Genomic DNA, 12,837 nt, shown 5'->3' with positions numbered 1-12,837 from the left:
GGCGAAATAGCCGCCGGCCGCCCCGAGCACCAGAAGGAGCGCGGCGGCGGCGGTGAACCGCAGGAGCGTTCCCGATGGGCCGAAAGCACGGGGCGGCGACCGCCTGGTGCCGTTCTTCAGGCGGGCCGGCGGATCCTCTTGGGCAATCTCGCCTAGGGCCTGATGCAGGAGGGCACGGTCCGACGCGTAGCGCGCTCTCAGCATGCGCATTTCCGGATTCGCTTCGAGCCAGGCCTGAAAGGCGGCGGCGTCTTCCGGCGGCAATTCGCCGTCGAGCGCCAGGTGGATGTCCCGTTCGTCGAATTCGCTGCGCCCCATTATTCCACCGCCTTGAGGATTCGCCGCCGCCGCTGGTGATCGAGGATGTCGCGGAGCTCCTGGCGCCCGCGCGCAACGCGCGACATCAGCGTCCCCGTCGGAATGCCGAGAACACCCGCCGCCTCGGCGTAGCTCATGCCCTCGACGCCCACGAGCAGGATCGCCGCCCGGCGCTCGGCGCCGATCTCCTGCAGCGCATCGAGAACGTCGCGCAGGTCGAGAAACCCGTTCTGGGGCGGGGCTGCGAACTGCGTCTCGATCACCGGGCCGGCTTGCGGCGTTTCCATGCGCCGCTTGCGGGCGCGCACGCCGTCGATGAACAGGTGGTGCATCAGCGTGAAGAGCCAGCGCCGCGGCGACGTGTCGGTCTTCCAGGCGTCGATGCGGGAGAAGGCGCGTTCCAGGCAGTCCTGCACGAGGTCGTCGGCTTCGTCCGCGTCACGCAGCAAGGCGCGCGCGTAGCGTCGTAATCCGGGAATTTCAGCGAGAATCGCGCTTCTCTTTGCTTCCACCCCTGCCAGTCTCCTGCTGGTCATACGCCCATAATAGCATGACAACGCTTGAGAGCCGGGGTCTATTCCGCTGGATGCATAAGCAGAATTGAACGAACATACCGGTTTAATTCATTTGCGCTGATACGAGGCGGTGGATTATTTTGCGGCGAACCACGCCACCGGCCTCATCGACCGAGGCCGCCATCACATGAGAGCCCGATGTCCCGGACTTCCGCAGCCCGCGCGAGCGCGCAATCCTCCCTTCCCTGGATCATCGTCATCTGCGGCTGCCTGATCGCCGCGCTCAACTTCGGGCCCCGCTCGGCGATGGGCTTCTTCCAGCTTCCCATGCTCGCCGACACGGGCTGGGACCGCACCACATTCGGCCTCGCCATGGCGATCCAGAATCTTCTCTGGGGCATCGGCCAGCCGATCTTCGGCGCCATCGCCGATCGCTTCGGCACCTGGCGCGTGCTTGCCCTGTCGGCCATTCTCTATTCCGCCGGTCTGCTGATGATGGCGACGGCGACCAACGAGGCGATGCTGCACATCGGCGGCGGCGTGCTGGTCGGGCTGGGCGTGGCAGGCGGCTCGTTCAGCATCATCCTGGCGGCCTTCGCCCGCAACGTGCCGGCGCACAGACGCAGCTTCGTTTTCGGGCTGGCGACGGCAGCAGGCTCGGCCGGCATGTTTGTCTTCGCCCCCATCAGCCAGGGCCTCATCAGCGCCTATGGCTGGTCCGACACGTTGATCTACATGAGCATCGCCATGCTGATCGTGCCGATCCTGGCGATCCCCCTGGTGGGCAACGCCGCTTCCAACGAGGCCGCCCAGAGCGAATTCCAGCAGACCGTCCGCGAAGCGCTGCGCGAGGCGCTCGGCCACCGCAGCTTCGTCCTGCTGGTGTCCGGCTTCTTCGTCTGCGGCTTCCAGGTCGCCTTCATCACGGCGCACTTTCCCGCCTATATCGGCGACATCGGCATCGACGCCCGTTACGCGGTGATCGCGCTGGCGCTGATCGGCTTCTTCAACATCATCGGCTCCCTCGCCTCCGGCTACATCGGCCAGCATTATCCGAAGCCCGCGTTCCTCTCGCTGATCTATCTCGGACGGTCGATCGCGGTCACGCTTTTCCTCGTCCTGCCGCAAACACCCACCAGCGTGATCATCTTCGCCGTGGTGATAGGCCTCCTGTGGCTGTCGACCGTGCCGCCGACGAACGGACTGGTGGCGGTGATGTTCGGCACCAGGCATCTCGGCCTTCTGGGCGGCGTGGTGTTCTTCTCGCACCAGGTCGGCTCGTTCCTCGGCGTCTGGCTGGGCGGCTATCTCTACGACCTGTTCGGAAGCTACGATCCGGTGTGGTGGCTCGGTGTCCTGCTCGGCCTGTTCGCCGCCGTTGTGCACTGGCCGATCCGCGAGCAGGCGGTCGAACGCCCGACCCTGGTGGCGGCGCAGTAACTCCTAATCTGCGCCGGCCCGGGCGCTGCGCGCCAGGGCCGCGAGAAATCCGCCGCGCGCGTCGGGCTCGTCCATGCCGCGCGGCTCGTAGACATTCCGCTGGAAGAAGAACCCGGTCAGCCGGAACGCCTGCTCCACGGCCTCGCCGTCGGCGGGAGCCCCGGCATCACCGACGAGAAAGGGCGGCAGCGGCAGCAACCGGTCGCGCCAAGGGGCTCCTGCCGCCTGCGTCACGGCCCGGCCGGATTTCGGCGACACATAGGCGAGACCGCTGCGGCTTCCCGTCAGCGCACACTGCGCCAGGTCGAGGCCGAACCCCAGCTCATCGAGCAGCGCCAGTTCGAAGCGCACCACCAGCGCGCCGGCGATCGCCGGGTCGTCGAGATGCGACATGATGATCTTCAGGCTTTCGTAGAGCCCGGCATGCGGGTCGCGCTCCGGCATCAGCCGCAGGTGCGCAGCCAGCAACTGGATGCCGTAGACGGCGCAGGCCGAGGCCAGGATCCGGGCGGCGTTGAGCTCCACCGGCTCCACCTGGAACAGGCCTAGATGTTCGTCCAGCCGCGCGCGCCAGACCAGCTCGACGCGGTTTCCCGGCTGCAGGAGAGGTTGCATGCGGCGCGAGCGCCCACCCTTGACGAGGCCGAGATGACGGCCATGCGCCGCCGTCATCGTCTCGAGGATGACGCTGGTTTCGCCGTGCCGGCGCGCGCCCAGAATGATGCCTTCGTCACGCCATTCCATGGGCCGACTGTCCTCCCCTCACCCGGGGAATTCAAGCCCCATCTCGCGATAGCGCTCGGGGTCGTTGCCCCAGCCCTCGCGCACCTTCACGAACAGGAACAGATGCACCTTCTGCTCGAGGATCGCCGCCATCTCCTCGCGGGCCGCCTGGCCGACGGCGCGGATCGCCGCGCCCTTGTGGCCGAGCACGATCTTCTTCTGGCTTTCCCGCTCCACATAGACGACCTGATCGATGCGCACGGACCCGTCCTTGCGCTCCTCCCATTTCTCCGTCTCGACATGGATCGCATAGGGCAGTTCCTGATGCAGGCGCAGGAACAGCTTCTCGCGCGTGATCTCGGCGGCGAGCTGGCGCATCGGCAGGTCCGAGATCTGGTCCTCCGGATAATACCAGGGCCCCGCCGGCAGCGTTCCGGCGAGATAGGAAAGCAGGTCCTCGCACCCCGAGCCGGTAAGCGCCGAGATCATGAAGGTGCGCTCGAAGGTCACCGCCTCGTTGGCACGGGCGGCAAGGTCCAGAAGAACCTCCCGCTTGACGCGGTCGATCTTGTTGAGGATCAGCAGCTTCGGCTGCGCCACCTCCTTCAGGCGTTCCAGGATCGCCGCGGCGTCCCCCTTGATGCCGCGCTCGGCGTCGATCAGCAGCGCCACGATGTCGGCGTCCTTGGCCCCGCCCCAGGCCGTCGTCACCATGGCCCGGTCGAGACGGCGGCGCGGATTGAAGATGCCCGGCGTGTCGATGAAGACGATCTGCGCATTGTCATGGGTCGCGATGCCGCGGATGATGGCGCGCGTCGTCTGCACCTTGTGGGTGACGATCGACACCTTGGCGCCGACGAGCTGGTTGAGCAGCGTCGACTTGCCGGCGTTGGGGGCGCCGATCAGCGCCACGAAGCCCGAGCGGGTTTCCGTGGGCGCGCTGGGTGTTCCGGTATCTTCGCTCATGAGGCGACCTCGCTCTTGTCCCACACGCCTTCCCGTTCGAGCATACCGGTGGCCGCCGCCTGTTCGGCCTCGCGCTTGGAGCGGCCGCGGCCATGGGCGGGCTCATAGCCCTTGACGCGCACGGCGACCGAAAAGATCGGATCGTGGTCCGGCCCCTCACGCTGCTCGACGGCGTAAACCGGGGTGGCACCGGAGACCTGATGCGCCCATTCCTGCAGCGCCGTCTTGGGATCACGGCGCGCCGCCTCCTCGGAGCGGGCGCGCAGGCTCCAGTTGCGGCGGATGAAGGCGCGCGCCGCCTCGAGCCCGCCTTCCAGATAGATCACGGCGAGCAGCGCTTCCATCACATCGGCACGCAGGTTGACCTGCTTGCGGCTTGCCGCCGCACGCAGGTCGCTGCCGATATGGATCAGCGGGCTGATCTTCAGCACGTCGGCGATCTCGGCCAGCGTCTCGGCGTTGACGAGGCCGTTGAGCCGCACCGACAGCTCTCCCTCCGGCGCCTGCGGGAACATCTCATAGAGCAGTTCGGCGACGGCCAGACCGAGCACGCGGTCGCCGAGGAATTCCAGGCGCTGATAATCGGCTCCCGCCTTGCCGCGGGCGCTGGCATGGGTCATCGCCTGCTCGACCAGCGCGGCGTCGCGGAAATCGAACCCGGTGCAGGCGGAGATGGCCTCGACCAGTAGCTTTCCACGCAGCCGCTTTGCAGACATGGTTCCGGCCAATCTCAGTCGACCCAGTTGAAGATGCGCGACGGACGCACCTCGTACGGCCAGCGCCACAGCTCGAGCGGGCTGGCGCCGCCGGCGATGGAGAAGAAGATGATGTTGGCGCGACCGACCAGGTTTTCCGCCGGCACGAACCCGACCGAGAAGCGGCTGTCGGCGGAGTTGTCGCGGTTGTCGCCCATCATGAAATAGTGGCCCTCGGGCACCACGAACTCGCGCGTGTTGTCGCCGATGCCGTTCGGTGTCAGGTCCAGCGTCTCGTAGGAAACGCCGTTCGGCAGCGTCTCGCGGTAGACGTCGACGGGCCGGTCCATCTCGGTGATGTCGGGGTCGTTGATCTGGCCGGTCTTCTCCCGCTTGACGGGCTCGTTGTTGATGTAGAGGACGCCTTCGCGCATCTGGATCGTGTCGCCGGGCAGGCCAATCACGCGCTTGATGTAGTCGATCGAGGGGTTGGGCGGAAACTTGAAGACCACGACATCGCCGCGCTTCGGCTCACCGCCCCAGATCCGGCCGGAGAAGATCGGCGGCGAGAACGGCAGCGAATGACGCGAATAGCCGTAAGCCCATTTGGTGACGAACAGATAATCGCCCTCGAGCAGGGTCGGACGCATCGAGCCGGACGGGATCGAGAATGGCTGGAACAGGAAGGTGCGGATCACCAGCGCCAGGATCAGCGCCTGGACGATGACATTGATCGTTTCGCCCACCCCGCCCGATTTCTTCTTCGTCTTGTCGGCCACGCTCATCATTTCCTCGGTTCGAATGTTTCGGCTCGGTCTTATCGCGCCCGGCGCGTTGCCGCAATGCTAGTGGTCTGACCGAAACAGATGGTACCCATCTGTTGGGATCGCACCACTAGGGCGCGCAAAGGTTTCCTTTTCAACCGCGCCCGCTCATGTCTGCGGCACGGCTTCGATGATGACGAAAGCCTGCGCCAGCGGGTAGTCGTCCGTTATGGTGAGGTGGATCCTTGCCTGCATGCCGTCCGGCACCATCGCCGTCAGCATCGCCGCGGCGCCGCCGGTGAGCTGCATGGTCGGTTTGCCGCCCGGCAGGTTGACGACGCCCATCTCGCGCCAGAAGACGCCGCGCGAGATGCCGGTGCCGAGCGCCTTGGCGCAGGCTTCCTTGGCGGCGAAGCGCTTGGCATAGGAGGCCGCCCGCTCGGCGCGCCGGTCGGACTTGGCGCGCTCGACCTCCGTAAAGACGCGCTGCGTGAAGCGTTCGCCGTAGCGCTCCAGGGTCCTGGAGACGCGGCGGATGTCGATCAGGTCGCTGCCGATGCCGATGATCATCAGCTTGTCGCGGTCCGGGGGCTGAGGGTTTGCGCCTTGGCGCGGCGTCGCGCCCGCTCGGCAAGCCGCTTGCGGCGCTGCTCGCGAAACGCGATCGTCGCCCAGCGCGTGAGAAGATAAAAGACGAGGCCGAAGAACAGACCGAGCGGCAGGCTGCCGACGGTCATCGGCTTGATCAGCGGCGTCCAGAGCTGGGAGAACTCCAGATGGCGCAGCATGCGTCCGAGGTGGACCGGCGCGCCATGCGACGATGCGCCGCCGGAGAGGATAAGCCGCCCCGTCTCGAGCGTCGCCCCCCATATGAAGGGAAACGTCAGCGGGTTGCCGACGGCCGTGCCGATGGCCGAGGCGACGAGGTTGCCGCCGATGCACCAGGCGATGACCGCCGCGATCACGAAATGAAAGCCGAGAAACGGGGTGAAGGAGGCGAACACGCCGGCGGCGATGCCGGCGGCGATCGCATGCGGCGTGGCGGTCAGCCGCAGGGCGCGCTTCACATAGTATTGGGCCGAGCGCCAGAACGAGCGGCGCGGCCATACCAGCGTGCGCGCCCGCTCCCATAGATCAGCCGGTTTTCTACGTCGAAACAACATACCTGTGACACCGCGCCCCAGTGAAGCAAAACCCTTTCCGGACGTGAGACCATTCTACGCCCTCCCCCTTAACGGCACGTTCCCCCCACGAAGCGCCACCCACGAGATATAGGCAGGCCGGTCCGCCATGGGCAAGGGCAAGACTGCATCCGCGTGCATTAAAGACAGTGGGCAGGGCAACGCAGCAGGGCTAGCCGTTTGAAGCGGCGGAATTGCGGCGCATGCCGAGGCCGCTGCGGAATGTTCTACCCGTTCACCCGGTGGGCGTCGCTGACGCAGCTGATCTCCTTCAGTTGCGAGATCAGCCGGTTCAGGTGCTTCAGATCCCAGACCTCGAGATCGAAGACCATGTCGGTGAAATCCGGTGCCGTGCGCTCCATCGACAGGGTGTGGATGTTGGCATCGTTGGAGGCGATCACCTGCGAGATCTCGGCGAGCGAGCCGGGCTCGTTGATCGCCGTCACCGAGAGGCGGACCGGGAAACGCTCCTTCATGTTCTCGTCAATGTCCCAGCGCACGTCGATCCAGCGCTCCGGCTGGTCGTCGAAGGCCGTCAGGGCCGGCGACTGGATAGGATAGATGGTGATGCCCGAGCCCGGATGCAGGATGCCGACGATGCGGTCGCCCGGCACAGCGCCCTCCGGCGCGAAGCGCACCGGCAGGTCGCCGGAGACGCCGCGGATCGGAAGCGCGCCCGGCATCCCTGCCTGCCCGCCCTTCGGCTCCTTGGCCCCGTCACCTCCCTTGGCGCGCTTGGCCTTGCGCGACGAGCGGCCGGGGATCTGGAACAGCATGCCGGCGGCATTGCGCAGGTTGAACCAGCCCTCCTCGCCACGCTCCTTTGGCGGCTGGGTGATGCGTTCGTCCTTGTAATCGGGGAAGACCGCCCGCACCACGTCCTGCGAGGAGAGCTCGCCGCGGCCGACCGCGGCCAGCACGTCATCCACGTCCTGCCGCGCCAGCCGGTGCAGGACCGGCTTCAGCGCCTCACGCGAAAAGACCTTGCCGGCCCGTTCGAAGGCGCGCTCCAGGATTCGCGCGCCAAGGCCGGAATACTGCTTGCGGATGGCGTTGCGCGTGGCGCGCCGGATGGCCGCGCGCGCCTTGCCGGTGACGACCACCGATTCCCACGCCGCCGGCGGCACCTGCGCCTTGGAGCGGATGATCTCCACCTCGTCGCCATTCTTCAGTTCCGTCATCAGCGGCATGATGCGGCCGTTCACCTTGGCACCGACGCAGGTGTCGCCCACATCGGTGTGCACCGCATAGGCGAAGTCGATCGGCGTCGCCCCGCGCGGCAGCGCGATCAGCCTGCCCTTCGGCGTAAAGCAGAAGACCTGGTCCTGGAACAGCTCCAGCTTGGTGTTTTCCAGGAAATCCTCGGGCGTATCGCCTTCCGACAGCGCCTCGATGGTGCGGCGCAGCCATGCATAGGCGTTGGTGTCGCGTGAGATCTTGTGGTCGGCGCCGTTCACCTTGCCGCCCATGTCCTTGTAGATCGAATGGGCGGCGACGCCGTATTCGGCGATCCTGTGCATCTCGAAGGTGCGGATCTGCAGCTCGACGCGCTGGCGCGAGGGGCCGACGATCGTCGTGTGGATCGAGCGATAGTCGTTCTGCTTGGGCGTCGAGATGTAGTCCTTGAACCGCCCCGGCACCATCGACCATGTGGAATGGATGAGGCCGAGCGCGCGATAGCAATCTTCCACCGTGTCGACGAGAACGCGGAAGCCGAAGATGTCGGAGAGCTGCTCGAACGACAGCGCCTTGGTCTCCATCTTGCGGAACACCGACCAGGGCTTCTTCTGGCGACTCTTCACCAACGCCTTGATCCGGTGCTTGGCGAAGAGGTGCGACAGCGCTTCCTCGATGGCCTTGATGACGCCGCGGTTCTTCTCGAAGAACTCGGCCAGACGCTCGGTCACCGCGCGGAACGCTTCCGGATTGATGTAGCGGAAGGCAAGTTCCTCCAGCTCCTCGCGCATGTCCTGCATGCCCATGCGACCGGCGAGCGGCGCGTAGATGTCCATCGTCTCCTCGGCGATGCGCAGGCGCTTGTGCTCGGGCACGTGGTCGAGGGTGCGCATGTTGTGCAGCCGGTCGGCGAGCTTGACGAGCAGCACGCGCACATCGTCGGAGATGGCCAGCAGCAGCTTGCGCAGGTTTTCCGCCTGATGCGCCTTTTTCGACACCAGGTCGAGACGCTTCAGCTTGGTCAGCCCCTCGACGAGCTTGCCGATGTCCGGGCCGAACAGTTCGTCGATCTCGGCGCGCGTCGCCGTCGTGTCCTCGATCGTATCGTGCAGGAGCGCGACCGCGATGGTCGCCTCGTCCAGATGCATGTCGGTGAGGATCGCCGCCACCTCGAGCGGGTGCGAAAAATAAGGATCACCAGAAGCGCGGCGCTGATGGCCGTGCTTCTGCATCGCGTAGACATATGCCTTGTTGAGAAGCGCCTCGTTGACGTCCGGCTTGTAGCGCTGGACACGCTCGACAAGCTCGTACTGACGCATCATGGGCGGCTTCCTTGTTATTGTTTATGCAAAGCAAAACATGCGCCGCGAGGAACGCGGCGCATGCTCAGGATAGGCACGAAAATTGAGTCACGGAAGAGACCGTGCGGCGAAACCGCCGTGCCGGTCAGAAATCGTCGTTCTTTTCCGGCGGGACGAGGCCTTCGATGCCGGCAAGCAGCTCTTCCTCGCTCATACGATCGAAGGAAACCGCCTCTTCCTCGGTCTCGGCGCCCATCTCGACATCGGCCTGGCCGGCCTCGCCGCCGATGGCCGGCAGATCCGCTTCCGGCTCGTCCACTTCCACGTGCTTCTGCAGCGAGTGGATCAGCGCCTCCTTGAGGTCGCCCGGCGAGAGCGTCTCGTCGGCGATCTCGCGCAGCGCGACCACGGGGTTCTTGTCGTTGTCGCGGTCGACCGTGATGGACTCGCCCTGGGAGATCTGGCGGGCGCGATGGCTGGCCAGGAGAACCAGCTCGAAGCGGTTGTCCACCTTGTCAATGCAGTCTTCAACGGTCACACGGGCCATGAGTGCCCCTTTCATGCGTCAATCTGTGAAGGAATCTCGGGCGTCCATAGCTCGCCTGCCCATAAAATTCAAGGGCGAGGCGCAGCGCTTCGCCGCCGGACAACCAGCAAAATGAGGCGTCGTGATGGCGAACACCACCCTGCATTGCTTGTTTTCGCGATAAATTTGTTTATTGGTTGGAACTATCATTTTCCAGCGCTATTTCACCATAAGTGATAGCTTTTCCGGACCGTTTTTGCAGCGAGTGTCCCAGCGACGTTCCAACTCGGCCATTGCGACAAAGGACTTTTGACGATGTTCGATCCGCGTGAAAAAATAGCCTTGTTCATCGACGGGGCCAATCTCTACGCAACCTCCCGCGCCCTTGGCTTCGACATCGATTACCGCAAGCTGCTCAGCAGTTTCCGCGAGCGCGGTTACCTTCTGCGCGCCTACTACTATACGGCGCTGGTGGAGGATCAGGAATATTCCTCGATCCGGCCGCTGATCGACTGGCTCGACTACAACGGCTACAAGGTCGTGACCAAGCCGGCAAAGGAGTTCACCGATTCCGCCGGCCGCCGGAAGATCAAGGGAAACATGGACATCGAGCTGACCATCGATGCCCTCGAGGTCGCCGACGTGGTGGACCACTATGTCATCTTCTCCGGCGACGGCGATTTCCGCACGCTGGTCGAGGCATTGCAGCGCAAGGGCCGCAAGGTCAGCGTCGTCTCGACCATCCAGTCGCAGCCGCCGATGATCGCCGACGACCTGCGCCGGCAGTCCGACAACTTCATCGACCTCGTGTCGTTGCGCGATGCCGTCGGGCGTGCCACAAGCGAACGGCCCGCCAAGCGGGTGGAGCCCGAAGAAGAGCCGTTCGACGATCTATGAATTCTGCTTCATTGCGCGCGGAGCCGCCGCGCGACTGCGCGCTTTGCCCGCGCCTTCATCAGTTCATCGCCGACTGGCGGGCGCGCGAGCCGGCCTGGCACAATGCGCCCGTCCCCACCTTCACGCCGCCGCAGGGCGATGCCGCCGTCCGCCTGCTGATCGTCGGCCTTGCGCCCGGACTGCGCGGTGCCAATCGCACGGGCCGGCCGTTTACCGGCGATTACGCGGGGGACCTTCTCTACGACACGCTGCGCCGGTTCGGGTTTGCACGCGGCGAATATGCCGCCCGTCCGGATGACGGCCTGCAGCTCATCGGAACGGCCATCACCAACGCGGTGCGCTGCGTGCCGCCGGAGAACAAGCCCGTCGGCGCGGAGATCAACACCTGCCGGGAGCACTTCTTCGCCCCGACGCTGCAACGCTTTCCCAATCTGGCGGCCGTCGTCACGCTCGGGCTGATCTCGCACCAATCGACAGTGCGGGCGCTGGGCGGACGCGTCGCCGCCCATCCCTTCGTCCACGGCGCACGCCAGGATGTCGACGGGCTGGCGCTGTTCTCGAGCTATCACTGCTCGCGCTACAACACCAACACCGGACGCCTGACGGAGGAGATGTTCGTGGATGTGTTTGCGGCGGTGCGGGATTATCTGGGTGAATGGTGAATGGTGAATGGTGAATGGTGAATGGTGAATGGTGAATGGTGAATGGTGAATGGTGAATGGTGAATGGTGAATGGTGAATGGTGAATGGTGAAGCAAACCCGCCCGCCCCGCGCCCGCAACACTTTTCTATTCACTATTCACTATTCACTATTCACCATTCACCACTTACCCATGCTGCTTCAGCAGCCGCGCCTTCTCGCGGTTCCAGTCCCGCTGCTTCGAGGTCTCGCGCTTGTCGTGCAGCTTCTTGCCGCGCGCCACGGCGAGCTGCAGCTTCGCCAGTCCGCGCTCGTTGAAATAGAGCTTCAGCGGCACCAGCGTCATGCCTTCGCGCTCGATCGACTGGGCAAGCCTGGCCATCTCGCGCTTCGACACCAGCAGCTTGCGCTTGCGGCGCGGCTCGTGATTGAAGCGGTTGCCGGCGAAATATTCGGGGATGTACGAGTTGATCAGCCAGAATTCCCCGCCCTCCATAGAGGCATAGGATTCCTGGATGTTCGCCTGCCCCTCGCGCAGCGATTTCACTTCCGTCCCCGTCAGGACGATGCCGGCCTCGAGCGTGTCGAGCACCTCGTAGGAGAAGCGCGCCTTGCGATTGTCGGCAACCGTCTTGAGGTTCGGGTTCTTGTCCTTGGCCATAAGCTCTAGATCATATCTGCTATACCGCGCGGCATCCCGCCCTCATGGTGGGCCGCCCGAACTCGTCGAGAGGCGAACCACGAGGGTGAAGATACCGGGCGCTGAACCGGGCGTCAGTTGATCAGCCCGGCATGCTTGAGCGCCGCGTCGATGCGTCCCGCCGTCTCGGCCTCGATGGGCACCAGCGGGGCGCGCAGGACGTTCTCCATGCGGCCGAGCCGCGACAGCGCATATTTCGCGCCGCCCGGATTGGGCTCGATGAACAGCGCCTTGTGCAGCGGCATCAGCCTGTCGTGCAGTTCGATGGCGCGGGCGCGATCGCCCTCCAGCGAGGCCTTCTGGAACTCGGAGCAGAGCCGCGGCGCGACATTCGACGTCACCGAGATGCAGCCGACGCCGCCATGAGCGTTGAAGCCGAGCGCCGAGGCGTCCTCGCCGGAAAGCTGGATGAAGTTCGTGCCGCAGGTGGCGCGCTGCTCGCTGACGCGGTCGACCTTCGCCGTCGCGTCCTTGACGCCGACGATGTTGGAGAAATCCTTCGCCAGGCGGCCCATCGTCTCCGGCGTCATGTCGATGACCGAACGCGGCGGAATGTTGTAGATGAGGATCGGCAGGCTGGTGGCGCGCGCGACGGCGGAGAAATGCTCGTAGAGGCCGCGCTGGTTGGGCTTGTTGTAATAAGGCGTCACGACCAGAACGCCGTCGGCGCCGACGGATTCGGCGTATTGCGCCAGCGCCACGGCCTCACGCGTCGAGTTGGAGCCTGCCCCGGCGACGACCGGCACACGGCCCGCCGTCACCTCCACGCACAGGCGCACCACCTCGCGGTGCTCCTCATGGCTGAGCGTCGGCGATTCACCCGTGGTGCCGACCGGCACCAACCCGTTCGTGCCCTCGGAAATCTGCCATTCGACGAGTTCGCGGAACGCTTTTTCGTCCAGGCTCCCGTCCTTGCCGAACGGCGTCACAAGCGCTGTGAGGGACCCCCTGAACATGTTCTCGAACTCCTGAATGATTGCTTCTCAATGCGGCGG

At 65.1% G+C, this 12,837-nt stretch carries 15 protein-coding genes; 3 read left to right on the top strand and 12 right to left on the bottom strand.

What is annotated here, in order from left to right; genetic code table 11:
* Together NUU27_RS17280 and NUU27_RS17275 are read right to left on the bottom strand one after the other, a co-directional pair.
* A partial coding sequence (locus tag NUU27_RS17280; protein WP_374567323.1) for an anti-sigma factor occupies positions 1–318 on the bottom strand: 318 nt, incomplete at its 3' end.
* Positions 318–830 (bottom strand): sigma-70 family RNA polymerase sigma factor, encoded by a 513-nt coding sequence (locus NUU27_RS17275; protein WP_257763394.1) that lies wholly within the window; start codon positions 828–830, stop codon positions 318–320. The genes NUU27_RS17280 and NUU27_RS17275, both read right to left, overlap by 1 nt.
* A 201-nt stretch (positions 831–1,031) precedes the next feature.
* Between NUU27_RS17275 and NUU27_RS17270 the strand changes: the two genes are divergently transcribed.
* Complete coding sequence (locus NUU27_RS17270) at positions 1,032–2,273, top strand: MFS transporter (protein ID WP_257763393.1); 1,242 nt, start codon at positions 1,032–1,034, stop codon at positions 2,271–2,273.
* A 3-nt stretch (positions 2,274–2,276) separates the two neighbouring features.
* Here NUU27_RS17270 and recO read toward each other — a convergent pair whose 3' ends face one another.
* From recO to rpoZ, 8 genes are all read right to left on the bottom strand, one after another.
* Positions 2,277–3,017: a DNA repair protein RecO gene (recO, locus tag NUU27_RS17265; RefSeq protein ID WP_257763392.1), complete on the bottom strand. Its 741-nt coding sequence runs from the start codon at positions 3,015–3,017 to the stop codon at positions 2,277–2,279.
* A gap of 18 nt (positions 3,018–3,035) precedes the next feature.
* Entirely contained in the window at positions 3,036–3,962 is a 927-nt protein-coding gene (era, locus tag NUU27_RS17260; protein WP_257763391.1) for a GTPase Era, read from the bottom strand.
* Entirely contained in the window at positions 3,959–4,678 is a 720-nt protein-coding gene (gene rnc / locus NUU27_RS17255; RefSeq protein WP_257763390.1) for a ribonuclease III, read from the bottom strand. Before rnc ends, era begins: the two co-directional genes overlap by 4 nt.
* A 14-nt stretch (positions 4,679–4,692) precedes the next feature.
* Positions 4,693–5,442 (bottom strand): signal peptidase I, encoded by a 750-nt coding sequence (gene lepB / locus NUU27_RS17250; RefSeq protein WP_257763389.1) that lies wholly within the window; start codon positions 5,440–5,442, stop codon positions 4,693–4,695.
* A 147-nt stretch (positions 5,443–5,589) separates the two neighbouring features.
* The gene (gene acpS, locus NUU27_RS17245; RefSeq protein WP_257763388.1) at positions 5,590–5,991 is read right to left on the bottom strand and encodes a holo-ACP synthase; all 402 of its coding nucleotides are present in this window, start codon (positions 5,989–5,991) and stop codon (positions 5,590–5,592) included.
* Positions 5,991–6,584: a DUF2062 domain-containing protein gene (locus NUU27_RS17240; RefSeq protein WP_257763387.1), complete on the bottom strand. Its 594-nt coding sequence runs from the start codon at positions 6,582–6,584 to the stop codon at positions 5,991–5,993. The genes acpS and NUU27_RS17240 overlap by 1 nt, the downstream gene beginning before the upstream one ends.
* A 245-nt stretch (positions 6,585–6,829) precedes the next feature.
* Entirely contained in the window at positions 6,830–9,100 is a 2,271-nt protein-coding gene (locus NUU27_RS17235; protein ID WP_257763386.1) for a bifunctional (p)ppGpp synthetase/guanosine-3',5'-bis(diphosphate) 3'-pyrophosphohydrolase, read from the bottom strand.
* 124 nt (positions 9,101–9,224) lie between these two features.
* The gene (gene rpoZ, locus NUU27_RS17230) at positions 9,225–9,626 is read right to left on the bottom strand and encodes a DNA-directed RNA polymerase subunit omega (protein WP_257763395.1); all 402 of its coding nucleotides are present in this window, start codon (positions 9,624–9,626) and stop codon (positions 9,225–9,227) included.
* 294 nt (positions 9,627–9,920) lie between these two features.
* Here rpoZ and NUU27_RS17225 point away from each other — a divergent pair, with 294 nt between their 5' ends.
* Positions 9,921–10,502 (top strand): NYN domain-containing protein, encoded by a 582-nt coding sequence (locus NUU27_RS17225; protein WP_257763385.1) that lies wholly within the window; start codon positions 9,921–9,923, stop codon positions 10,500–10,502.
* Complete coding sequence (locus tag NUU27_RS17220; protein WP_257763384.1) at positions 10,499–11,164, top strand: uracil-DNA glycosylase; 666 nt, start codon at positions 10,499–10,501, stop codon at positions 11,162–11,164. Before NUU27_RS17225 ends, NUU27_RS17220 begins: the two co-directional genes overlap by 4 nt.
* 165 nt (positions 11,165–11,329) lie before the next feature.
* Here the strand turns inward: NUU27_RS17220 and smpB are convergent, their stop codons facing one another.
* A complete protein-coding gene (gene smpB / locus NUU27_RS17215) occupies positions 11,330–11,803 on the bottom strand; it encodes an SsrA-binding protein SmpB (RefSeq protein WP_257763383.1) in 474 nt (157 codons plus the stop codon).
* A gap of 113 nt (positions 11,804–11,916) precedes the next feature.
* The gene (gene dapA, locus NUU27_RS17210; protein ID WP_257763382.1) at positions 11,917–12,798 is read right to left on the bottom strand and encodes a 4-hydroxy-tetrahydrodipicolinate synthase; all 882 of its coding nucleotides are present in this window, start codon (positions 12,796–12,798) and stop codon (positions 11,917–11,919) included.
* Between the last annotated feature and the right edge of the window lie 39 nt (positions 12,799–12,837).

This window comes from Nitratireductor sp. ZSWI3 (assembly GCF_024655565.1).
Lineage (GTDB): Bacteria > Pseudomonadota > Alphaproteobacteria > Rhizobiales > Rhizobiaceae > Nitratireductor.
This window is presented reverse-complemented; position numbering and strand designations above follow the sequence as displayed.